This is a genomic window from Acinetobacter sp. NBRC 110496 (assembly GCF_000876115.1).
GTDB lineage: Bacteria > Pseudomonadota > Gammaproteobacteria > Pseudomonadales > Moraxellaceae > Acinetobacter.
In genome coordinates, this window is the sequence record NZ_BBTF01000001.1 from 1 (window position 1) to 22,476 (window position 22,476).

The 22,476-nt window shown below is 40.8% G+C and carries 22 protein-coding genes and 1 tRNA gene; 8 read left to right on the forward strand and 15 right to left on the reverse strand.

Annotated features, from left to right (window positions below):
• The first annotated feature begins 130 nt into the window (after positions 1 to 130).
• Complete coding sequence (locus tag Aba26S_RS00005) at positions 131 to 349, forward strand: DUF1653 domain-containing protein (protein ID WP_005242021.1); 219 nt, start codon at positions 131 to 133, stop codon at positions 347 to 349.
• 36 nt (positions 350 to 385) lie between these two features.
• Entirely contained in the window at positions 386 to 973 is a 588-nt protein-coding gene (locus Aba26S_RS00010) for an O-methyltransferase (protein WP_005242019.1), read from the forward strand.
• Here Aba26S_RS00010 and Aba26S_RS00015 read toward each other — a convergent pair.
• Positions 950 to 1,999 (reverse strand): AraC family transcriptional regulator, encoded by a 1,050-nt coding sequence (locus Aba26S_RS00015; protein WP_043969663.1) that lies wholly within the window; start codon positions 1,997 to 1,999, stop codon positions 950 to 952. The two genes, Aba26S_RS00010 and Aba26S_RS00015, sit on opposite strands and share 24 nt — an antisense overlap.
• 122 nt (positions 2,000 to 2,121) lie before the next feature.
• Between Aba26S_RS00015 and Aba26S_RS00020 the strand changes: the two genes are divergently transcribed.
• Complete coding sequence (locus tag Aba26S_RS00020; protein WP_043969664.1) at positions 2,122 to 3,315, forward strand: alkane 1-monooxygenase; 1,194 nt, start codon at positions 2,122 to 2,124, stop codon at positions 3,313 to 3,315.
• 52 nt (positions 3,316 to 3,367) lie between these two features.
• Here the strand turns inward: Aba26S_RS00020 and Aba26S_RS00025 are convergent, their stop codons facing one another.
• Positions 3,368 to 3,577: a KTSC domain-containing protein gene (locus Aba26S_RS00025; protein WP_005204416.1), complete on the reverse strand. Its 210-nt coding sequence runs from the start codon at positions 3,575 to 3,577 to the stop codon at positions 3,368 to 3,370.
• A 252-nt stretch (positions 3,578 to 3,829) separates the two neighbouring features.
• Positions 3,830 to 4,393, reverse strand: a complete 564-nt coding sequence (gene ahpC, locus Aba26S_RS00030) for an alkyl hydroperoxide reductase subunit C (protein ID WP_005242015.1) — start codon at positions 4,391 to 4,393, stop codon at positions 3,830 to 3,832.
• A gap of 483 nt (positions 4,394 to 4,876) precedes the next feature.
• On the opposite strand from ahpC, the gene Aba26S_RS00035 reads away from it, so the two are divergent.
• From Aba26S_RS00035 to Aba26S_RS00045, 3 genes are all read left to right on the forward strand, one after another.
• Positions 4,877 to 5,188, forward strand: a complete 312-nt coding sequence (locus tag Aba26S_RS00035) for a hypothetical protein (RefSeq protein ID WP_043969665.1) — start codon at positions 4,877 to 4,879, stop codon at positions 5,186 to 5,188.
• A gap of 137 nt (positions 5,189 to 5,325) precedes the next feature.
• Positions 5,326 to 9,282 carry a DUF3418 domain-containing protein gene (locus Aba26S_RS00040; protein WP_043969666.1) on the forward strand — a complete coding sequence of 1,319 codons (3,957 nt, stop codon included), beginning with the start codon at positions 5,326 to 5,328 and terminating at the stop codon, positions 9,280 to 9,282.
• Between the two features lie 45 nt (positions 9,283 to 9,327).
• Complete coding sequence (locus Aba26S_RS00045) at positions 9,328 to 10,434, forward strand: beta-ketoacyl-ACP synthase III (protein ID WP_005242012.1); 1,107 nt, start codon at positions 9,328 to 9,330, stop codon at positions 10,432 to 10,434.
• A gap of 61 nt (positions 10,435 to 10,495) precedes the next feature.
• On the opposite strand, the gene lipA is transcribed toward Aba26S_RS00045, so the two are convergent.
• On the reverse strand, positions 10,496 to 11,509 hold the full coding sequence (gene lipA, locus Aba26S_RS00050) for a lipoyl synthase (protein WP_043969667.1): 1,014 nt from the start codon (positions 11,507 to 11,509) through the stop codon (positions 10,496 to 10,498).
• A 189-nt stretch (positions 11,510 to 11,698) separates the two neighbouring features.
• On the opposite strand from lipA, the gene sthA reads away from it, so the two are divergent.
• On the forward strand, positions 11,699 to 13,114 hold the full coding sequence (sthA, locus tag Aba26S_RS00055) for a Si-specific NAD(P)(+) transhydrogenase (protein WP_004806376.1): 1,416 nt from the start codon (positions 11,699 to 11,701) through the stop codon (positions 13,112 to 13,114).
• A 78-nt stretch (positions 13,115 to 13,192) separates the two neighbouring features.
• Positions 13,193 to 13,666: a DUF3465 domain-containing protein gene (locus tag Aba26S_RS00060; protein WP_005242009.1), complete on the forward strand. Its 474-nt coding sequence runs from the start codon at positions 13,193 to 13,195 to the stop codon at positions 13,664 to 13,666.
• Positions 13,667 to 13,706: 40 nt separating this feature from the next.
• Here the strand turns inward: Aba26S_RS00060 and Aba26S_RS00065 are convergent, their stop codons facing one another.
• From Aba26S_RS00065 to Aba26S_RS00115, 11 genes are all read right to left on the reverse strand, one after another.
• Positions 13,707 to 14,159, reverse strand: a complete 453-nt coding sequence (locus Aba26S_RS00065) for a DUF962 domain-containing protein (RefSeq protein ID WP_016652220.1) — start codon at positions 14,157 to 14,159, stop codon at positions 13,707 to 13,709.
• 135 nt (positions 14,160 to 14,294) lie between these two features.
• Entirely contained in the window at positions 14,295 to 14,906 is a 612-nt protein-coding gene (locus Aba26S_RS00070) for a septal ring lytic transglycosylase RlpA family protein (protein ID WP_004654033.1), read from the reverse strand.
• Between the two features lie 287 nt (positions 14,907 to 15,193).
• Positions 15,194 to 16,195 carry a lytic murein transglycosylase B gene (gene mltB, locus Aba26S_RS00075; RefSeq protein ID WP_005242007.1) on the reverse strand — a complete coding sequence of 334 codons (1,002 nt, stop codon included), beginning with the start codon at positions 16,193 to 16,195 and terminating at the stop codon, positions 15,194 to 15,196.
• A gap of 19 nt (positions 16,196 to 16,214) precedes the next feature.
• Positions 16,215 to 17,357, reverse strand: coding sequence for a rod shape-determining protein RodA (gene rodA, locus Aba26S_RS00080; RefSeq protein ID WP_005242006.1), 1,143 nt, complete (start codon positions 17,355 to 17,357; stop codon positions 16,215 to 16,217).
• A 154-nt stretch (positions 17,358 to 17,511) separates the two neighbouring features.
• Positions 17,512 to 18,171, reverse strand: coding sequence for a hypothetical protein (locus Aba26S_RS00085; RefSeq protein WP_005242005.1), 660 nt, complete (start codon positions 18,169 to 18,171; stop codon positions 17,512 to 17,514).
• A gap of 33 nt (positions 18,172 to 18,204) precedes the next feature.
• Entirely contained in the window at positions 18,205 to 19,020 is an 816-nt protein-coding gene (gene queF / locus Aba26S_RS00090) for an NADPH-dependent 7-cyano-7-deazaguanine reductase QueF (protein ID WP_005242004.1), read from the reverse strand.
• On the reverse strand, positions 19,017 to 19,790 hold the full coding sequence (locus Aba26S_RS00095) for an ABC transporter permease (protein WP_043969668.1): 774 nt from the start codon (positions 19,788 to 19,790) through the stop codon (positions 19,017 to 19,019). The genes queF and Aba26S_RS00095 overlap by 4 nt, the downstream gene beginning before the upstream one ends.
• Complete coding sequence (locus tag Aba26S_RS00100; protein WP_005242001.1) at positions 19,787 to 20,722, reverse strand: ABC transporter ATP-binding protein; 936 nt, start codon at positions 20,720 to 20,722, stop codon at positions 19,787 to 19,789. The genes Aba26S_RS00095 and Aba26S_RS00100 overlap by 4 nt, the downstream gene beginning before the upstream one ends.
• Positions 20,723 to 20,860: 138 nt before the next feature.
• Positions 20,861 to 20,936, reverse strand: a tRNA-Arg gene (locus tag Aba26S_RS00105).
• A 121-nt stretch (positions 20,937 to 21,057) separates the two neighbouring features.
• Positions 21,058 to 21,639 (reverse strand): hypothetical protein, encoded by a 582-nt coding sequence (locus tag Aba26S_RS00110; RefSeq protein ID WP_043969669.1) that lies wholly within the window; start codon positions 21,637 to 21,639, stop codon positions 21,058 to 21,060.
• Between the two features lie 140 nt (positions 21,640 to 21,779).
• Positions 21,780 to 22,472 (reverse strand): putative quorum-sensing-regulated virulence factor, encoded by a 693-nt coding sequence (locus Aba26S_RS00115; protein WP_043969670.1) that lies wholly within the window; start codon positions 22,470 to 22,472, stop codon positions 21,780 to 21,782.
• Positions 22,473 to 22,476: the final 4 nt, after the last annotated feature.

Sequence of the window (22,476 nt, forward strand, 5' to 3'; positions counted from 1 at the left end):
GATTTTAATCGGTTTTTTGAATTTTGGTATGTCAGTTGAATTTTTGAAATGTACCTTTCGATAAAAAAAACAGTACAATCAAACTTGTTATACAACTGCAATCATTGCGTGGCATAAAAGGGTAAGCAATATGGCATTACAGCGCGGCATCTATCAACACTATAAAGGACAACTTTATCAGGTCTTCAATGTGGCTCGTCATAGTGAAACCGAAGAAGAGCTGGTTGTTTACCAATGCCTATATGGGGATTACTCCATGTGGGTACGTCCATTAGCGATGTTTCGTGAAACGGTTCAACTGGCTGATGGACAAATCCAGCCCCGTTTTAAATTGATTCAAGCGACTTAAGCGTAATTTGCTGACTTGGTATTGGGAGGGGCAGAGATGACCAGTAGTGTATTCTTACAACGTATTTCTGATTTATATGATCAGTTCAAGCAACATGATGCTCAACAGTCTGATCGTCTGAGTCGCTATCGGAATATTGAAGCTGAGTCGGCAAAATTATTGGCAATGTTGGTTCGTTGCCAGCAATCAAAACGTATTCTGGAAATCGGTACTTCTACTGGTTATTCAACCTTATGGTTGGCTGAGGCTGCCCAAGCGGTAGATGGCAACGTTCAAACTGTAGAAATTGATCCTTTACGTAGTGCTCAAGCGAAAAAATATGCAGAAGAATTTGAGTTAGAACAGCAAATTGATTTCTGGGTGGGAGACGCAGCGGATTTTCTGGCCCAAGCCAGTGAACCGTTTGATTTTATTTTACTGGATGCAGAGCGTATTCATTACGTGAGTTACTGGGCCGATTTAAAGCGTTTATTACAAAACGCTGGCAGTACCTTGATTATTGATAACGTAATTTCTCATGCTGCCGAAGTAAAAACCTTTTTGGAATTGATCAAGCATGATGAACATTACATGAGTACAACTTTGCCGATTGGCGCGGGCTTATGTATGGTGATCTTGAAGTGAATTGATTTTATCTTGGTGGTTTAAGCGATAAGCTTGTGGACTACAACCCATCACTTTATTAAAGGCACGGGTAAAATTGGCAGGGTTGGAATAACCCAGTTCATAAGCAATCGCTGTAATGGTAAAGCTAGAATTCTCTAACAAATCAATGGCACGTTCAGTGCTGATCTGTTGTTTTAATACCTGAAACTCAACACCTTGCTGCTGCAAATAACGCTGTAAGGTTTTGGTAGAAATGTTCAAGACCTTGGCGCATTCAGTTAAGGTAGGGACTTGATTGGCTTGCTTGAGCATCATGCTGACCCATTCCACAATTTCACCTTGGTGATAGATTTTCTGAATTTGTTCCTGACAACGTTGTTCAACCACTTTTAAACTATGCGCATCTGCCAATGGTAAGGGCAGTGCCAATTGTTGTGCATCAATGACAACCCGTATGCCTGAGATCCAGTTGTAGTTAAAGTGGAAATTGGCTTTGACTAAATGTAGATAACGTTCCTGATAAACTGGTTCTGGGATACTTAAATAGACTTGATAGCGTTGTAATTGCTGACCCGCCAACTCTAATAAGCTGTAGTAAAAGGCTACCGCAATCGCTTCAATATGAAAGGCCAGACACTGCTTGTTCATGTGTAAAATCGGTTCAAATAACAGTTCAACCTTGTTTGATTCTGCTGGAAAATGAATGCTCAACTTAAAGCTCGGCATAATCAGTCTAAAGTACTGTGCAATCAGTCTAAGTGCATGCTCTAGATGAGGACTGGTCATCAGGGCATAACCAACCAAACTGTGTGAACTCAGTTTTAGGTTTTTCCCTAGTTCAAAGGCGAGGTCTTGGGTATTGGGTAGGCTTAAACCAATCGCAATGAATTGTTCAATTTGTTGAACTGACAGCAGTTCTGTTTTCGCAAGTTCATCTTTTAAACGGATGAGCAAATCATTATCGTATTGATGTGTACTGATCAGTATTTCAATCAGCCGCAAATAATAACGCGATGGAATTACGGGAATTTGCTGCTTTTGCACAAGAATTGTTCATTAAAGTCTTAAAATGATAATAGCAAGTCTTAAAATGATAATATAGAGGGGCGATAAAAGCACACACTCAATTCAGGCAAAACATTTTGTGTTTGATTGAGGAAATTTTAATGAATATGCATACTCAAATTGATGTAGAGCAGGCAACAACAAACTTTAAAGATAAAAAACGTCATTTATGGTTATTGGGGTTGGCTGTCCCTACAATTGCAATGAGCGGTCTGGCGGCTTATCAATTTGGCCCGAAGAAAACCAAAAAATTCTTCGCTTCTTTTGGTCCATTATTTATTCATGGCGTTATTCCTGCACTGGATAAACTAATTGGTGAAGACACGGAAAATCCGCCATTAGATGCAATCGCAGACTTGGAAGCAGATCCTTATTATTCACGTATTGTGAAGCTTTTCATACCATTACAATATGCGACCAATATTTATGGCGCTTATTTAGCCAGTCGTAAAAATACACCCGTCGCGGATCAAGTTTTACTTGGAACTTTGGTGGGCATGGTCAATGGGATTGCGATTAATACCGCGCATGAACTTAGCCATAAAACTGGGCGGCTTGAACATTATCTTTCCCACTTGGCCTTAGTACCATCGGGGTATAACCACTTCCGCATCGAACATCCATATGGACACCATCGTCGTGTTGCGACACCAGAAGATCCTGCATCGTCACAATTTGGCGAAACTTTCTGGAAATTCTTACCACGTACTGTCATTGGCAGCTTTAAATCCGCGATTGAAATTGAAAAGAGTCGTTTAGCACGTAAGAAGTTGCCTTTCTTCTGTAAGGAAAATGAGTTGATACATGGCTGGGCGATGTCTGCCGTGTATCATGCGGCTATGTTTAGCAAGTTTGGCATGTGTTCGGTACCGTTCCAAGTCACGCAAGCCGCTTATGCAATTACTTTATTCGAATCAGTGAATTACATTGAACATTATGGTTTAAAGCGCGAGAAAAAGGCCAATGGTCAATATGAGCGTACTTTACCTGAGCATAGTTGGAACAATAATAATGTGGTGACCAATTTGTTCTTGTATCAATTACAACGCCATTCGGATCATCATGCCAATCCAACTCGAAGCTTCCAGACCTTGCGTCATTTTGAAGATGCACCTCAATTACCAGCAGGGTATGGCGCAATGATTTTACCTGCGTTTATTCCATCGTGGTGGTCAAAAATTATGGATGATCGAGTGGTGCAGCACTACAAAGGTGATTTAGACAGAATTAATGTTTATCCTGAGGCCAGACAGAAAATGTTAGAGAAATATGCTGAACAACATAGTGCCACTTAAAGCTCAACCAGATCCAATGCAAATCAGCCCAATTGGGCTGATTTTTTATATTTTAAGCTGAGATACAGAGCCGTTTAAAATGTAGATCAAATTCAAGATATTTGTGCACAAAGGCTGTTTTATCGTTGGTACGAAGCAAATTATTGTAGATAAACTCTGGAACAGGATGATAAAGCTCGCCTGAGCCATTGCTATAGAAAATTTTTAAATAGCGTGAAGAAACATCGTATTTCCAAGAGGTTACAACAACCGGTTTTTCCATATATTCGTCCCCATATTGATTTGATCTTTTAGTACATAATGAATAACTCTGGTGTTTCCTCATTTGACAGTACTCCAACTGGGACGGTCTGACAATTCATATGTGCAGCTTGCTATAAACTTATAAGTATAAGAATTGTAAAAAATTAGCTATAAAATTATAGGATTACTAATCTACGATTTTGAAAAAAACAGGCAAAAAGAAACCACCCTAAAAAGGGTGGTTTCAGACGACTAGGTCTAATCTAGATAATTAGATTTTACCAACTAAGTCGATAGATGGAGCAAGTGTAGCTTCGCCTTCTTTCCATTTAGCTGGACATACTTCACCTGGGTGAGCGTGAACGTATTGAGCAGCTTTAACTTTACGAAGAAGTTCAGATGCATCACGACCGATACCACCCGCGTTGATTTCAACGATTTGGATTTTGCCTTCTGGATCGATTACGAAAGTACCACGGTCAGCAAGACCAGCAGCTTCGATTAATACCTCGAAGTTTTTAGAAAGAGTCCAAGTTGGATCGCCGATCAATGGATATTGGATTTTACCAATAACTTCTGAAGTGTCGTGCCAAGCTTTGTGCGTGAAGTGAGTATCAGTAGATACGCCATAGATTTCAACGCCTAATTTTTGGAATTCAGCATAGTTGTCAGCAAGGTCGCCTAACTCAGTTGGACATACGAAAGTGAAGTCAGCTGGGTAGAAGAATACAACAGACCATTTGCCTTTAAGATCAGCTTCAGATACTTCAACAAATTGACCGTTGTGGTACGCAGTTGCTTTAAATGGTTTAACTTCAGTATTAATTAAGCTCATCATTGTCTCCATGATTGAGGTTTTATTGAGAGGCTAACGCCTTACTTGTTTACGAGATCAAGAATAAATAATTTTTAGTTATTGGGGAAATAGTATTTTTACATGACTAAAATCGGAAAATTGAATAACTCAATCAAAAACGACTTTCACCCAAGGATATCTGCCTTATTTGACTGCATACAGATGAAGCAAACATGACAAACTATCCAAAACTAATGTGCATAACAACATGAAGTCTACGCTGTTAAAATTCAAGGGTAAAATTGAAAAAATCTAAAAATATATAAAAAACCAAGATATACGATTAAATTTTCTACGGCTATCTGTTTTGTTTTTGAGTACTATCTGGTCGTGATCCTTGAGCGTTAGGATAGATTTGCAAAAGAAAAAATACGAATACGATAAGGAGAAGAGAAATTAGTTTGATGAGATTATTGATTTGTTACTATAAAAATACAGGAATTAATTGGCAGGAGTGAAGGAATGGAATCATATAGTGGTCTAGTAAGTCTTACACAAGCAAAAACTTATCTCCCAAAAGAGGGGGCAATATTTATTCCAAATTGTCAGGCAGTTGATTTATTCTCATGTTCGATGATTGTATTGGATGCAAAACAAAGTCAGCAAGAAATAAGAGAAGGCGCTATTTTCATTCCAAAAGTATTAAAAGGAAAAGGTTATCAACACTGGTTACAGGTCTCTACTTTTCTTAATCTTGTCGTTGATTTTGATCCAAACGAAGTAAGTGAATCAAAATTAAGGTCTGTTTTTATTGTTTCAGCTTCGGATGAATAATTATTTAACTTGATTCAAGATCTGAATTTTTAGTGCTAAGCCTCTGCGGTCGCTAAGGTCTAGAAAAGCTTTCTTTGCATAGCAAGGTTTTAAGGCGTAAAATAGGCGATTCTTTTTATTTTCAGGAAAGCTGTTCAGTGCAGAGTCATTTAAATGTAGATCAATGGGTTATGGCACGTGACCGTCACCGTTTAAATCGACTGCGCAAGGATAAGAAAACAGAAAAAGCAGACATCGAAAAACTATTTGAACAGTCCAATCATAAAGTTAAACAGCGTTTAGCCCGTATACCGCAAATCAAGCTCAATCAAGACTTGCCTGTTACTCAATATACAGATCGCCTGATTGCTGCGATTCAAAAGCATCAAGTCATTATTGTGGCAGGGGAAACTGGCTCTGGTAAAACCACGCAACTACCGCAAATTGCGATGCTGGCGGGTCGTGGTCTTACAGGCATGATCGGTCATACGCAACCTCGTCGTCTGGCTGCACGCAGTGTCTCGCAACGCATTGCGGAAGAAGTGGGCGAGAAGCTTGGCGAATCAATTGGCTTTAAGATTCGTTTTAATGAGCAAGGTTCGCAAGACTCCATCGTCCGTTTGATGACGGATGGTATTCTGTTAGCAGAGCTCACCAATGATCGTTTCCTGTCGAAATACGACACGATCATTATTGATGAGGCGCACGAACGTTCACTCAATATTGACTTTATCATGGGCTATCTCAAGCAGTTATTGCCAAAGCGTCCTGATTTAAAAGTCATCGTGACTTCGGCGACTTTAGATGTAAACCGTTTTAGTCAATACTTTCATAATGCCCCAATCTTTGAAGTGGAAGGGCGAAGCTTCCCTGTTGAAGTACGTTATCGTCCCATCTCCGAGCTGAGTATTGTCGGTAGTGATGATGATGAGTTCGATGACTTTGAAGAAAATCTACCACGTGCTGTGGTACAAGCAGTCGAAGAATGTTTTGCCGATGCAGAAAGTCGTGGTCATCCTGAACATGCCGATATTCTGATTTTTGCCAGTACCGAGCAAGAAATTCGGGAATTACAGGAAACCTTGCAAAAGCATGGTCCTCGACATACTGAGGTACTGCCTTTATATGCACGTTTGGCGCTGGCTGAACAGCAAAAGATTTTTAGTCCAAGTGGTAAAGGACGGCGCATTATTATTGCCACCAACGTGGCGGAAACGGCGTTGACGGTGCCGAATATTCGTTATGTGATTGATAGTGGTTTTGCCCGTATTTCCCGCTATAACTACCGTTCACGGGTACAGCGCTTACCGATTGAAGCGATTTCGCAGGCAGCAGCCAATCAGCGTAAAGGCCGTTGTGGTCGTATTGCTGCGGGTGTCTGTATTCGTTTGTACAGCGAAGAAGACTTTTTAAGTCGTCCTGAGTTTACCGAACCTGAGATTAAAAGAACTAACTTGGCTTCCGTGATTATGCAGATGCAAAGTTTAGGTCTGGGCAGTCTGGAAGATTTTGATTTCATTGAACCACCTGATTTTCGTCTGGTGAATGATGGTCGCAAACTCTTGATTGAATTGGGGGCATTAACAGATAAAAAAGCCCCTCTTTCCCAAAGAGGTGAGGAACAAACGATGTTCCGCAAGGGAGATTCATCTAGAGATAATCCCCCTCAATCCCCCTTTACCAAAGGGGGAAGCCCAGATAGCTTAACCAAAGTCGGTCAAATGATGGCGCGTATGCCGATTGACCCACGACTGGCACGAATGCTGATTGGCGGTGCGCACTTTGGCGTATTGAAAGAAACGCTGATTATTGTCAGTGCCTTGGCCATTCAAGATCCGCGTGAACGTCCTGCCGATAAACAAATGCAGGCAGATCAAAAGCATGCTTTATTTAAAGAAGCTGACTCTGATTTTCTATTCTATTTAAAACTTTGGAATACCATTCAAACCAGTCCAGATACACAAACCGAAAACAAGCGCCGTCAGTTTGCACGGCAACATTTCTTGAGTTGGTTACGCTTACGTGAATGGAAACAAACCCATCAGCAGTTAGTAGAGCTGGCTGAAGGCTTAAAACTCAGTTTTAATGAAAAATCAGCCAACTATGAAAACTTACATCGTGCGCTGTTAACTGGCTTGCTTTCATTTATCGCCAACAAAACCGATGAACGTAATACTTTTATGGCGGTACGCCAGCAGAAGGCCAAAGTTTTTCCTGCCAGTACCTTACATAAGACCAATACTGCTTGGGTCATGGCCTTTGAGATGGTGGAAACCTCTCAGGTGTATTTACGTACCTTGGCCAAAATTGATCCAGAATGGATTTTATTGGCAGCACGCGATCTATTGAAATATCATTACTTTGAGCCACATTGGTCGAAAAAAGCAGGCATCGTCAATGCCTATGCGCAGATTTCATTGTTTGGTTTAATCATTGAACCGAAACGCATGGTGAATTTTGAGAAAGTAGATCAGCCTGCGGCACATGAAATCTTCCTACGAGATGCTCTGACTACAGGTAATTTAGGTGTTACACCGCCGTTTTTAAAGCACAACCTGTTGAAGCTCGAAGAAGTTGAACGGGTAGAAGATAAGTTGCGTCGTCGCGATTTGGTGGTCGATGAGGAAACCATTTACCAGTTCTATGCCGAGAAAGTGCCAGAGGAAATTGCCAGTCGTCGTAGCTTTGAAGATTGGCGCGCAACAGTAGAAACAGAAAATCCACGTTATCTTTTTGTAGAAGACGATGCTTTGTGGATGAATGATCGTCCGACCACGCAACAATTTCCAGATTATCTGCATAATGGTCAGTTACGTTTGGCTGCAAGCTATCGTTTTGATCCAAGTCATGATGAAGATGGGGCAACGGTTAAAATTCCTGTACAGGCTTTACCGCAAGTGGATGAAAAGCAATGGTCTTGGGGAATTCCAGGTTGGCGACAAGATTTAATTGAAGCTTTACTGAAGGCACTTCCTAAAGATAAACGTCGTAATCTGGTTCCGATTCCAGATACGGCAAAAAAGTTGATGCAAGGCATTGATGCGGTACATTTACGTGAGCATCTATTTAATTATTTAGCCTTTGCGTTACGTGGCGAGCAGATCACGGAAAAAGATTTTTCTTTTGAGCGGATTGATCAATATCTGGTGCCTTTTATCAAGGTGTTAGATGAAAAAGGTAAACTCATTGCTCAAGGCCGTGACTTAGACGAATTAAAAGCACGTTGTCGTGTTGAAACTCATCGTCCAGTGAAACAGCAAGCCGGTGAGTTCCAGACCTTCCCTGAGAATTTTGTATTTGAAGCCTCACAAAAAGTGACGGGCGTGATCGTTAAGCAATATCAGGCGTTGGTTCCAAGTAAGCGATTTGCTGAGCTTGATGCCAAAGATGAATCGGGCGTGGTGATTCAAACCTTCAATGATCAAGATGAAGCGATCAAGCAACATCGTGAAGGGGTGATTCGTCTGGTGCATATGCAATTGGGAGATTTAATCCGTCAATTGAAAAAGCAGATTTCCAAGCCGTTGGCATTGGCTTATTCACCGTTGGGAGATCGTGCCAAACTGGAACAAATGCTGGTCTATGCAACCTTACAGGTTTCGATTCAGGAGCTACCTAAAAATTCAGATGAGTTTCAGCAACTACTGACTGAAACCAAAAAGCAGTTTTTAGCAAATGGTCAACAGACATTAAGTGATTTAACTGAAATATTTACCCAATGGCAGCAGATTCGCCGTGAATTATTGGTCTTGGATCAGACGATCTTTGGCCGAAGTGTAGATGATATTGAAGATCAGCTTGATTTAATGTCTTTGGCAAACTTTGTGTATAGCCGTCCACCTGAGATTTGGCAGGAATACCCGCGCTATTTAAAAGCACTGCTATTGCGTTTAGATCGTTTGCCCAATAATCTACAACGAGACCTTGCTGCAATTGATGATGTCGATCCATGGATGGACAAAGTGTTTAAATTTAAAAATGATCTTAGAATCAAAGAATTGTATTTGATGTTGGAAGAACTCAGAATTTCCTTGTTTTCTCAGCCGATGAAAACAAAGCTGCCTATTTCACCAACTAGATTACAAAAACTATGGGATCGATTAGCAATCGGTTAAACTGAGAAATATGAAAGTTAGAAGCATTCTTTACAGGAGTTTTACATGGGCATCCGTATAACTGGTACAGGTTTATTCCACCCAACCGAATCTATTTCCAATGAAGAGTTGGTTGAAAGTTTAAATGCTTATGTAGAACAGTATAACCAAGACCACGCAGCTCAAATCGAAGCAGGCGAGATTGAGGCTTTACGCGGCTCAAGCCCTGAGTTTATTGAAAAAGCCTCTGGGATTAAACGCCGTTACGTGGTCGAAAAATCTGGTATTTTAGATCCGAATCGTTTGCGCCCGCGTTTACAAGAGCGCAGTAATGATGAGCTTTCACTCCAAGCGGAGTGGGGTGTGATCGCAGCGAAACAAGCGATGGAAAATGCTGGTGTCACTGCAGAAGACATTGATGTAGTCATCTTGGCATGTTCAAATATGCAGCGTGCCTATCCGGCAGTGGCGATTGAAATCCAGTCAGCCTTGGGTATTCAAGGCTATGCCTATGATATGAATGTGGCTTGTTCTGCGGCAACATTTGGTTTGAAACAAGCCTATGATGCAGTGAAATGTGGTGCTCGTCGTGTGTTGCTGCTGAATGTTGAGATTACTTCAGGCCATTTGGATTATCGTACCCGTGATGCACACTTTATCTTTGGTGATGTTGCAACTGCATCGATCATTGAGGAAACGGAAAGCAAATCTGGCTTTGAAATTTTAGATATTCATTTGTTTACCCAGTTCTCAAATAATATTCGTAATAACTTCGGTTTCTTAAACCGCAGTGAAGATGCGGTGGTGGATGACAAACTGTTCCGCCAAGATGGCCGTAAAGTCTTTAAAGAAGTTTGTCCGCTGGTTGCGAAAATCATTACGGCACAATTAGAGAAACTTGAATTAACCCCTGAACAAATCAAGCGTTTCTGGTTACACCAAGCCAATGCCAACATGAATGAACTGATTTTAAAATTAGTGGTAGGTAAAGACGCTGATCTTGATCGTGCACCGATCATCTTGGATGAGTTTGCTAATACCTCATCTGCGGGCGTCATCATTGCAATGCATCGTACCGGTGAGCAGGTCAATGATGGTGAGTATGCAGTGATTTCTTCATTCGGTGCGGGTTATTCTGTTGGTTCGATTGTGGTACAAAAACATATTGCTTAAGCTTTTGTTTTAATAATAAAAAAACACCACAATCGTGGTGTTTTTTATTGCCAACTAAACGTTAAGCTTCAATGGTTTGAACTGCAATTTTCTTGGCAGGATCAACTTTTCGACGTACTGCTGGTACAGGTTCACCATGGTATTGGCGATCAGCAAAGTAGCTTGAGCGAACCATTGGCGCAGACCAGATATTTCTAAAACCGAGTTTGCGACCATGTTCTGCATAACGCTCGAATTCTTCTGGTGTAACAAAGCGATCGATGGGTGCATGTTGCTTAGAGGGTTGTAGATATTGACCAATGGTGATGTAGTCAAGATCATGTGCTCTAAGATCATCAAGCAGGGCAATCACTTCTTCTTCAGTTTCACCGATACCGACCATCAAGCCACATTTGGTTGGGACATCAGGGCAGTATTCTTTAAACATTTTTAACAGTGTTAAAGAGTGCTGATAATCAGAACCTGGACGCATCGCTTTATACAAACGCGGCACAGTTTCAATGTTGTGGTTGAATACGTCTGGTGGGCATTCGGTCATGATGCGTAAAGCAATATCCATACGACCACGGAAGTCAGGAACCAGAATTTCCAATAAGGTTTTAGGGCTCAATTCACGTGCTTCTTTGATACAATCAACGAAGTGTTGAGCACCGCCATCCAAAAGATCATCACGGTCAACCGAGGTAATCACCGCATATTTAAGGCCGAGATTGGAAATGGTCTCTGCCATATGACGAGGTTCATCTGGATCTAAAGCATTTGGACGACCATGTGCAACGTCACAGAAAGGACAACGACGTGTACAGATGTCACCCATGATCATAAAGGTTGCTGTACCACCACCGAAACATTCAGGTAGGTTAGGACAAGCAGCTTCTTCACATACCGTATGCAGTTTTTGCGAGCGCAAGGTTGTTTTGATACGCTGAACTTCTTCTGGAGCGGTCATCTTGACTCGAATCCAGTCAGGTTTGCGAGGTACTTCAACCGTAGGGATAACTTTTACAGGAATTCTTGCGACTTTTTCCGCGCCACGAAGTTTTATACCCTGTTCAGGTTTACGGTGTTCAGACATATAATTTCTACAGCCTTTGACTTGAGATATCCCGTTATTATAGTCAAATTTGCCGTAATAAAGCATGAAAAGTGGTATTCATTTTGAAAATGTAAATATATAAAAATATATAGTTGTGAAATACATCATCTGCCTGCATATTGGTTATCATATATAAAGCAAAAACGGTTAGAAACAAAGGAGCTTTGAATGCCACGTAAGAAAGAGGTCGTTGGTGGGAATATTGTTAAATATGATGCAGTAATTCTCGGTTCTGGCCCAGCTGGCGAAGGCGCGGCAATGAAGCTTGCAAAAGCAGGTAAACGTGTTGCAATCGTTGATGTTCGTGATCAACTCGGTGGTAACTGCGCACACGTAGGAACAATTCCAAGTAAAGCATTACGTCAAACAGTTTCAAGTATTATTCGTTATCAACGTGATCCAATGTTTCAAAAAGTCGGTGAGTGGAAACAATTCACGATGAAACAGGTGTTGCGTAATGCGCATAAAGTGATTCAGCAGCAAGTCGACACACATACACGTTTTTATGACCGCAATAAAATTGAAGTTTTCCACGGTCGTGCGTATATCCAAGACAAAAACACAGTTTTGATTTTTGGTCAGGATGGCATTAAAGACACCATTATTTGCAAGCAAATTGTGATTGCAACAGGTAGTCGTCCATACCAGCCTAAAGGCCTTGATTTTAATCATCCACGTGTATTTGATTCAGACAAGATTCTTGATCTTGATTATTCAATCCAGAAAATCATCATTTACGGTGCAGGTGTGATTGGTTGTGAATACGCATCTATCTTTATTGGACTCGATCATAAAGTTGATTTGATTAACACTCAGCAAAAACTTTTAAGCTATCTGGATGATGAAATTGCCGATGCATTGTCATATCACTTACGTGAACAAGGCGTATTGATTCGTCACAATGAACAAATCGATCGTTTAGAAACCTTTGATGACCATGTGGTCTTGCATTTGCTCAGCGGTAAGAAAATCAAAGCTGATGCAATTTTATGGTGTAACGGTCGTTCGGGTAATACTGATGGTTTAGGTTTGGAAAATGTTGGCCTGGTTCCAAATGGTCGTGGCCAGCTCATGGTGAATGATCAATATCAAACTGAAGCTGAAAATATTTATGCGGCGGGTGATGTCATTGGCTGGCCATCTTTAGCATCGGCTGCGTATGACCAAGGTCGTTGCGCGGGTGCAAACATGGTAGGCGAAAAGAATGTTAAGCCAATCCGTGATGTACCAACAGGCATTTATACTATTCCAGAGATTTCATCGATTGGTAAGACTGAGCAGGAATTGACTGAAGAAAAAGTACCTTACGAAGTAGGGCAGGCATCTTTCCGTCACTTGGCGCGTGCGCAGATTACAGGTGATACAGTAGGCGAATTAAAGATTCTGTTCAATCGTGACACTTTAGAAGTCTTGGGTATTCACTGTTTTGGTAACAATGCGGCAGAGATTATTCACATTGGACAAGTGGTGATGCATAGCCCAAACAATACGTTGAAATACTTTGTCGAAACAACCTTCAACTATCCAACCATGGCGGAAGCCTATCGCGTTGCAGCGTTGAATGGTATGAATCGTCTGTTCTAACTGGTTTAGACGTTGTATGATTAAAATGCCAATCAAATCGATTGGCATTTTGCTGTCTTATGCTTGAGAAAAGTAGATATGAACTCTCAAAAAAATAATTTGATCATTATTGCCATCATTGTGTTAGTTGCTGCTTATTTGGGTTTTGATTTTAAGCAAAAACAAAATTCAGGTCGTAATTCACCTGCGCAGACTTCAAGTAATCAAGTTTCTATTGATGATCAACAGAAGATCATGCAGGCTTACCAGCAACAACGGAGCAATGTGCAAGTACAGGCACAAGGTATCGTGAAAGCAATTTTGCCAGATGATAACGAAGGTTCAAGACATCAAAAAATGATTCTCAAGCTGGAGAATGGTTTAACGGTTTTAATTGCGCATAATATTGATTTGGCGCCAAGAATCGAAGGTCTTAAAAAAGGTGATACAGTTGAGTTCTTTGGGGAATATGAATACAGCCAGAAAGGCGGGGTTGTTCACTGGACCCATCACGATCCACGTGGCAAACATGTGGATGGCTGGCTGAAATATCAAGGAAGAATGTATCAATAACTTTCTTCCCTAGTCAGTCAGTTGCAAGATGTGCGCTAAATTATCCTGTAATCGCTGATTTTTGACGAAGTTTCCATTTAGGTAGGACTTTAGCTAAATAAGCGTCCATGCACCATACAGGGCCAATTAGAAGGAATTGCAAGTCTTTAAAGAATGAAGGCTTCTTACCTTCAACTTTGTGCCCATAAAACTGCCCGATCCATGCAATCACAAACACGCCAATATAGAAGCCAACGCCGACAGGTAAAATCACAATTAACCACGCCATTACTGCTAATAACGCTGCCATCGCCACAGCTAAAACAATATCTAAACGGGCATAAAAGACCAGCGTTAATACTAAGAGTAATGCGGTCAGCAAGGTACTAAAGTGCGCCAGAATACCAATGATTGAAAATAGAATTGCGGGAACACAGACCCAATGGATTTTTTTGTTGGTTTGGTTTTGGTGACTGTCACTATATTCGTCAAACCATTCGTCGATCGATTTCACTGCGCGCTCCTTGCTGTATTCATTTTTATGTGTTCAATATACCGAAGAAGAGGATAGGGCGCAAAGCATTAAAGATGAGCATGTATAAAATAAAAAAAGCCGCAATAAGCGGCTTTTTAGCTGAGGTCTTAACGATTAAGAGTTAGGACCATCAACGCGTTCGATACTTACATTACCTGTACCTGCGCTCGACATACCGAGTTGCTTGGCAGCACCATAAGATAAGTCTAATACACGGTTACCATGGAATGGACCACGATCGTTAACTTTAACAACAACACTTTTACCATTGTCTTTGTTAGTCACACGGATGTAACAGTTCAAAGGAAGGCTACGGTGCGCAGCAGTCATTGCATTCATATCGAATGTTTCACCGCTTGCTGTTTTGCGACCATGGAATTGACGGCCATACCATGACGCAACGCCACTTTGGCTGAATTTACGAACGGTGTTCGAAGCAACAGTATTCAGTTTTTCAATCACTGAAGGCTCTTCTTCAGGGATATCGATCTTAGCAGCAATCGTTTGGCGACGTACTTTGTCACCTGAACTCTCAGTGATTGAAAGACTATTAACGTTAGAGAAACGAGAGTTAAAATTTTGAGAATCTTTGCTTAGAACGCGGGCAGCCAAATTAGAACCTTCCACATCATTTGATAATGATGAAGACTGTACCATTTCAGCATGTAACGGGCTTAAACTTAAGCCTGCCGTCAGCGCTAGAATATATTTTAGCGAAAACTGCATTGTATAAACTCCTAGAGAACATGCTTTTCTATTTCAATAAAACGCCTTGAAATATAGTGCACATGTCTAATTATTCACTTTTGCAATTACTTTATCTTGCGGCGATAATATTCATCGCTTACGAAGTGTGTCTAGTCCTTCACGATAAATAGTTACAAAAAGGGCAAAAACTTACAGTTTCTGGTTAAAAAATAATCAATATTGTAACAATTTATAAAATATGCCGAATCTATGTACTTTTTTAATAAAAAAATTATTGACTTTTCATTATGTTAAAAAAAGCTAGCCTATCGGCTAGCTACTTCTGTGCCTAATAACCATACAGCAGTTGCATACATACGGCTTCTGTTATAGGTCGTAATGACTTGAAAATTTGGATAAGTAATATAGTAGATGGGACCAAATTGATCTTGTAGTTGAATGACATTGACCAAGTCGAGATCATCAATTTTGACCAAAGGGTTGACGGGTGCGATCCCTAATCTTTTCAACTCACCATAAGGTGTTGGTTGGGTTAAATCCTTGGCAATGATGCTATCAGGATTGTTACCTGTATATCGTGCGGGGAAGCCAATTGGGCGATCACGTTGCCAACCATGTTGAGCTAAATAGTTGGCAATTGATCCGATGGCATCTGCAGCAGAATTTCTTAAATCAATATGGCCATTACCATCATAGTCCACACCTAATTTTTGGATATTACTTGGCATAAACTGAGGGTAACCAATTGCACCTGCATAAGAGCCCACGATACTGTTGGTTGGGTAACCTTCTTTATAGGTCCAAGAAATCAAGGCTGCGAGTTCATCACTAAAATAATCAGCACGTCGTGGATAACCAAAGGCCAGTGTTGCCAAAGCATCTCGAGTGATGAAAGAGCCTTTATTGGCGCCATAACCTGTCTCCACTCCCAGAATCCCGAGAATGACTGACTTAGGCACGCCATATTGCTGTTCTGCACGATTCAGCACATCATCATACTGATTTTTAAAACGAACGCCGCGCTGGATGGTTCCTTCAGCTAAAAACATTGAACGATATTCGTACCATGGTTTACTTTCACCAGGGCGTGTCATGATGTTTAAAATATTGGGCAAGTTGCGCGCGCCGCTCATGGCTGCATCAATTTGCTCGCTGCTTAAACCATACGTTGCCATCGCTTTTTGTTTGAATGCAGGATAATTGGGATGGGTGTAGAATTCATTTGCTTGTACCCAATTGCTGCTCAAGAATAAACCAGCGCTTAAAGTCAAAAATTTAAAAGTTTTATTCAAAGTAGGAAGAAACATAAGTTTATAAAATTCCTCATTATCGATGTGTATGAATAGACATAACCAGTCCAAAAGTTGACATAAGAGTAATAATTGCAGTTCCGCCATAACTCATGAACGGCAAAGGCACACCTACTACGGGTAAAATACCACTGACCATGCCTGCGTTTACAAATACATAAACAAAAAAGGACAAACCAAATGCACCTGCAACCAAACGGCCATAGTTATGGAAGCTTTGAAGGCCTATTTGGAAGGTTCTAAAAATAATTGCACAATAGAGAAGAATAAGCAGGCTAACACCAATCAAGCCGAACTCTTCTGAATAGGCTGCAATAATAAAGTCGGTATGACCTTCAGGTAAAAAGTGCAGGTGGGATTGCGTTCCCTCCAAAAAACCTTTGCCTGAGAAACCACCCGAGCCAATCGCCGTTTTAGATTGAATAATGTTCCAACCTGTTCCGAGTGCATCGGCTTCTGGATTGAATAAAGTTAAGACTCGTTGACGTTGATAGTCATGCAGCAAGAATTCCCATGCAATTGGAATAATAACACCTGCTACACCCACAGCACCCGCGATTAGCTTCCATGAGAGGCCACTGAGGAACAGTACAAAAATACCACTTGCAAGTACCAGTAATGAAGTGCCTAAGTCGGGTTGTTCAGCAATTAAAAGAAAAGGAACAACAATCAACATTAAAGACATTATGACTTGTGGGAAGCTGGGAGGTAGTGCTTTGCGTGACAAAAACCAAGCCACCATCATTGGCATGCCAATTTTCATAAACTCGCTGGGTTGTACGCTACCAAAGCCTGGAATATCAATCCAACGCTGGGCACCCATACGTACTTCACCAAAGACCATCACTGCAATCAGGCACAATACACCGAATACATAAAAGTAAGGTGAAAATGCCTGATACACTTTGGGAGGAATCTGAGCCAAACCGAACATGACCCCGAATCCAATCGCAAAACTGATGGCCTGTTTACTTACAAGACCAACATCTTGTGCCGATGCACTATAGAGAACAGTTAAGCCGAGTGTGGCATTCAGAACTAAAAATAGACACAGCCAAGGGTCGAGGTGAAGTTGTTGCCAACGAGAGGGTTGATTAGCGGTACTCAAGCCATCACGTGGTGCTTGACGCAAAAATTTGTATTGTGAGCTTGGAGACATGCGATTCTAAATCAAGTAAATCAACGCTTCGCGAATGCTAACATAAACACCGATTTAGACAATGTAAATTTAGAAATTGTGACATTTAGAGGTGATTATTTTGGCATAAAAAAAGCGACGATTTTGCAATCGTCGCTTTCTGATCGTGGTTGGCTTATTTTTGTACCAAAAGTTGGTCGAAGTGCTTGGTAAAGACTTCAAGTTCAACCTGGCTCAAGCTAGGGATCAATTTCTTAATGACAATGTGGACAGCCGTTTCTACGCCACTGGTTGCTACGCTCGCAACACCACGTTTCACCATACCCAGACCAAGAGTTTTATTGAATTCAGTCATGAAGTGGTGAATTAAGGCATCAGCAAAGGATTTGAACTGTTGCGTTAAAGCATCACGTTGTTCTTTGCCGTTTCCAGCAGCGACTTCTGCAAAGCTCTTCTTCATATCGTTTACGAGGCTATCTGGTAGCACAGTACCAATACGTTGTTTGCCATCATTATCAATAAACAGGCTCTTTTCCATGAAGGCTAAAGATTCAAGCACCTGTTCATTAGAAGCTTTACCCAGTAGCTGTTTCATTAAGGTTTCAACAATGCTACGAATTTTAATTGCAAGACCTTCGGTTGTATCTCGTTTGTCACTTGGTGGAAATTGTTGAACCAAGTGAACCAACATAGTGTCAATTAACTCATCAGTTAGCTGTAGAGAAATTTTGTCACGTAAAGGGTATTGAGGCTCTTTACTGTCACGGTTGGCTTGCGCAAGTTGAATGTCCTGGCTCAAACTTGCTGACGGAAGAATCCCGAAATAACTGGTCATTGAAGAACGTCCTCTATATCAAATTTATTCGTTTTATTGTCGTGCCAAGCGAATTGGCTCGGGCATCCATGACAAATCTGATACTCGGCATGGGTTAATATCCAAGCCCCCGCGGCGAGTATAAGTTGCATAGACCATCAGCTTTTCTGGTTTTAACAGTTGCCAGATATCTGCAAATATTTGCTCAACACATTGTTCATGAAAACCATTATGCTGACGGTACGAGATAATATAAGCTAAAATGCTGCGATAACAAGGCTTTTTACCTTGCAAACGAATAAAAACAGTGCCCCAGTCTGGCTGACCAGTCACAGGACAATTACTTCTTAATAAATGTGAGTACAGCTCAATTTCAACCTCATCTTCTGCAGTTATATCTAACTGCAGCAAGCTTGAGTCAGGATGTTCTGATAAACGTTCAGGAGTCAGATCATCGATACAGATTCCTTGTGGTTTGGAAATCTCTAAATCGTCGACTTGAAAAAGCTGTAACTCAACTTTCGCGCCAGCAGCATGAGATAAATCACGTTCAACGGTTTCAATAAAAGCCTCTTTAGACTCAAATTGAGTGAAGTTCATGCTATTGAAATAAAGTTTAAGTGACTTTGATTCAATTAAGTTGGGCGAACTGGCAGGTAAGGTCAAGCGACCAATGGCGACTTGAGGCAAACCAAGGCTATTTAGCCATGAAATTTCAAAAACATGCCACCAGTCTTTGCCTTGAGTAATACCTTCAATATGCGCATAGTGTTGGCGAGACTCGGCACGCGCAATTGGAAATAAAACATCTGGCTGATATTGAGTAGGGTATTGGGTATCTTTACCCAATAAAGAATGTTCAACACTCATTCACGCATTCCTGAACCACGAGCTAATAAATGATAGGCAATTGCATAGAGGACAACACAACAAAGCGTCACGACAGCTAAAGAGAAGGCAACGTTGACATCGCTCTGTCCTAAAATACCGTAACGGAAGGCATTAACCATGTATACAATTGGATTAACTAAAGAGACGTTTTGCCAAAATGGACTGAGTGCACTAATGGCATAAAACACACCACCTAAATAGGTGAGTGGCGTCAATACGAAAGTCGGGATAATTGAAATATCATCGAAGGACTTGGCATAGACGGCATTAATAAAACCACCAAGTGAAAATAATAATGAAGTAATAATGACAGTATATATGGTCACAAATAAATTATAAATTTCCAAATGGGTAAAGAACAGGCTCATTATCGTGACGATCAAGCCGACCAACACGCCACGGCTGACACCACCAATGACATAACCCCATAGGATTAGATGTAAAGGTACCGGGCTCATGATCAATTCTTCAATACTTTTCTGAAATTTTGCACTAAAGAAGCTTGATGAAACGTTGGCATAGCTGTTGGTAATCACGGCCATCATAATCAAGCCGGGCACAATAAACTGCATGTAGCTAAAGCCACCCATCTCACCGATACGTGAACCAACCAGATTGCCAAAAATCACAAAGTACAAACTCATGGTGATGGCGGGTGGGAGCAGGGTTTGTGGCCAAATCCGCATAAAGCGACGAATTTCTTTAACCACTAAAGTCCAGAGAGCGGTTTGTAATTGACTGAAATTCATTGATCCGCTCCTGCAAGATTCTTTTCGACCATTTTTACAAACAGTTCTTCCAAGCGATTGGATTTATTACGCATACTGCTGACTTGGATATTTTGTGACTGTAATAACAAGAATAAGTCATTCATGTTATGTGCTTTATCCATCGTGACTTCTAAAGTAACAGGATCAATCAGATTAAATTTAAAACCAATAATATTGAGGTCAAAGGCTTCAATTGGCTCAGCTAAATCACAGATAAATGATTCTTCATTTAGCTGATTGAGGAAACCTTTCATGGTGGTATCTTCTTTAATTACACCACGGTCAATAATCGCGATGCGACGACACAGCATTTCTGCTTCTTCTAAATAATGTGTTGTCAGAATGATCGACGTGCCATTTTCATTCATTTCAGTGAGGAAGTCCCACATTGAACGACGTAGCTCGATATCGACACCTGCGGTTGGCTCATCAAGGATCAACAATTTAGGTTCATGCATCATGGCACGTGCAATCATCAAGCGGCGTTTCATACCACCTGAGAGCATACGTGATTGAATATTGCGTTTTTCCCACAAACCGAGTTTTTCTAAATAGTGTTCAGCGCGTTGTTCGGCCAGTTTTTTAGGAATGCCGTAATAGCCTGCTTGAGTCACTAAAATATCGAAGGTTTTTTCGAATTGACCAAAGTTAAATTCTTGTGGAACAACACCAAGACATTGTTTTGCATGTGAAGGATGGGTATCTAAGTTATGCCCAAAAATTTCAACTGAACCAGATGTTTTTTTGGTTAAAGAGCTAATGATACTGATTGTGGTTGATTTGCCTGCACCATTAGGCCCTAATAATGCATAGAATTCGCCTTCAGGAACGGTCAGATCAATTCCTTTTAACGCCTGAAAACCATTACGATAGGTTTTGGACAAATCGCTCAACACCAAAGCATCAGTCATAAACGTCTCACGTTGTTAAATAGAACGCGTATTTTGAGCGATATGAAAAAATAAACCAAGTAGAAAAATAGGTTTATGGCGTGTTAAAAACAGAACGATTATAAAAATAAGAGAAATAGTGCAGAAAAGAAGAAGCAATGGTGCGCTCAGCGGGACTCGAACCCACGCCACAGGCTTCGGAGACCTGTACTCTATCCAGTTGAGCTATGAGCGCATGCGTGCCACATCATAGGCAAAAAACACAGGCAGGTAAATATATACCTTCTAATAAAGGTGCTTCTTGATTATTAAAACATCAATTTTATTCTAGATTTATCAAGATTCTGCACATCTAACTATAAATGCTGCACTGAATAATTAATTAATTTCAACGTTTGATTCAGTTGAGCAGGCGGAATCCGTGATTCTTGCAAAGAGGTAGTCCATTGCATTTGGCAAGCTTTAAGTTGTTGCAACGAACTAATTGACTGAATTTTCTGGATGAGTGGACGGGCCATTAGACCGCAATAGGTCGTGAGTGTTTGAATCATGACTTGCTGGATTTCCACAAAAGGTAATTTTTCTAGCTCGATGATTTCAGGTTCTATTACTGGCTCAGTGACAACGGGTGTTGGTACAGGCGTAATGGTTTGTTGTACTACAACAGGTGTTGATACAGTTTTGTGATCATTATTTTTTAGTATCGGTTCTAGGTCTGCTTGTTTAACCTGAGGGGGAGCTTGTTCAGCTAACAGGCCCATATCAATGAGTTGCTGAACCAGTTCAGTGGGTGCGATACGTTCTTTATAGTCTTGATCAAGGTCTTTAAAATCTTCATGATCAATTAAAAGCAATAGACGACGTTGACGTGCTGTTAATGCAATATTACGTTCTTGTAACGCAGTTTGCCCAAGCTCAGTTTTAAAAAAATGTGACATCTCTTAATCTCCCCCAAATCAAGATCTAGACGGAGATTAAGATAAGGTTAAAAAATGACAATTATGTTAACAAATTATTAAATATCATCGCCTTGTTTAAAGTAAGCGGCAAATAATCTAAAAACTGAGAACATAATCCCTTATTTAACGAGTTTAGCCTCTAAAGCTTTGCGTAAATACGGGTCAAGATCATCCTGCCGCATCAGCCATTGAATGTAATCGGCAGGGAGGTCTTGGATGGCTGTACCTTTATGTTTGCCAAAAGTAATACTTTTAGGAATACGCGCTTCTTCTGAAGCAAGATAAAGTTGTTCGATATTTTGAATGTTGAGTTGATGAATAATATGCATCAAGATGTTGGCGGTTAGGATAATGTCAGCATCTGCACGATGCGCGCCTTTCAACATTTCTCGTGCTTTATCGCTCCCTTTTGAAATCAAATAAATCAGGGCGGAAATATTATGCGCTTCAGCATCTTCCCAGACACGACGAGCCAAAGCTAAGGTGCAAATCGGTTTTAATTTTGAGATGTCGACACCACAACGCGCAATTGCGGCCACATCGTAGTCAACGTTATGCCCAATGATATAAGTTGTTTCAGCAGGAAGCTGAAACTCATTATAAAAAGGTTGGTCGATTAGATCAGACTCTAAAATATGATGCACAGCCATTGCTGCATAGGAAATTGGTTGACCAACCTGATAAAGCTGGTCAAAAATTTGTTTTTTATCGAGACTGAGTTTTCCATTGTCGATTTCAATTGGAGCATAGGCGATTTCAATTGGCAAACCATTCAGTGTATGTGTTTCAGTATCTAAGATGATTGCTTGCATTTAA

Excerpts from the sequence above, each read along its gene's own strand:
- Aba26S_RS00025 (WP_005204416.1), bottom strand. The coding sequence starts at position 3,577 with ATGGAAAAACCGGTTGTTGTAACCTCTTGGAAATACGATGTTTCTTCA.
- Aba26S_RS00100 (WP_005242001.1), bottom strand. The coding sequence starts at position 20,722 with ATGACTGATGCTTTGGTGTTGAGCGATTTGTCCAAAACCTATCGTAAT.
- Aba26S_RS00095 (WP_043969668.1), bottom strand. The coding sequence starts at position 19,790 with ATGAATTTCAGTCAATTACAAACCGCTCTCTGGACTTTAGTGGTTAAA.
- Aba26S_RS00005 (WP_005242021.1), top strand. The coding sequence starts at position 131 with ATGGCATTACAGCGCGGCATCTATCAACACTATAAAGGACAACTTTAT.
- ahpC (WP_005242015.1), bottom strand. The coding sequence starts at position 4,393 with ATGAGCTTAATTAATACTGAAGTTAAACCATTTAAAGCAACTGCGTAC.
- Aba26S_RS00010 (WP_005242019.1), top strand. The coding sequence starts at position 386 with ATGACCAGTAGTGTATTCTTACAACGTATTTCTGATTTATATGATCAG.
- Aba26S_RS00060 (WP_005242009.1), top strand. The coding sequence starts at position 13,193 with ATGAACTCTCAAAAAAATAATTTGATCATTATTGCCATCATTGTGTTA.
- sthA (WP_004806376.1), top strand. The coding sequence starts at position 11,699 with ATGCCACGTAAGAAAGAGGTCGTTGGTGGGAATATTGTTAAATATGAT.
- Aba26S_RS00020 (WP_043969664.1), top strand. The coding sequence starts at position 2,122 with ATGAATATGCATACTCAAATTGATGTAGAGCAGGCAACAACAAACTTT.
- Aba26S_RS00115 (WP_043969670.1), bottom strand. The coding sequence starts at position 22,472 with ATGCAAGCAATCATCTTAGATACTGAAACACATACACTGAATGGTTTG.
- Aba26S_RS00070 (WP_004654033.1), bottom strand. The coding sequence starts at position 14,906 with ATGCAGTTTTCGCTAAAATATATTCTAGCGCTGACGGCAGGCTTAAGT.
- Aba26S_RS00045 (WP_005242012.1), top strand. The coding sequence starts at position 9,328 with ATGGGCATCCGTATAACTGGTACAGGTTTATTCCACCCAACCGAATCT.
- rodA (WP_005242006.1), bottom strand. The coding sequence starts at position 17,357 with ATGTCTCCAAGCTCACAATACAAATTTTTGCGTCAAGCACCACGTGAT.
- Aba26S_RS00110 (WP_043969669.1), bottom strand. The coding sequence starts at position 21,639 with ATGTCACATTTTTTTAAAACTGAGCTTGGGCAAACTGCGTTACAAGAA.
- queF (WP_005242004.1), bottom strand. The coding sequence starts at position 19,020 with ATGAGTGTTGAACATTCTTTATTGGGTAAAGATACCCAATACCCTACT.
- Aba26S_RS00085 (WP_005242005.1), bottom strand. The coding sequence starts at position 18,171 with ATGACCAGTTATTTCGGGATTCTTCCGTCAGCAAGTTTGAGCCAGGAC.
- mltB (WP_005242007.1), bottom strand. The coding sequence starts at position 16,195 with ATGTTTCTTCCTACTTTGAATAAAACTTTTAAATTTTTGACTTTAAGC.
- lipA (WP_043969667.1), bottom strand. The coding sequence starts at position 11,509 with ATGTCTGAACACCGTAAACCTGAACAGGGTATAAAACTTCGTGGCGCG.
- Aba26S_RS00035 (WP_043969665.1), top strand. The coding sequence starts at position 4,877 with ATGGAATCATATAGTGGTCTAGTAAGTCTTACACAAGCAAAAACTTAT.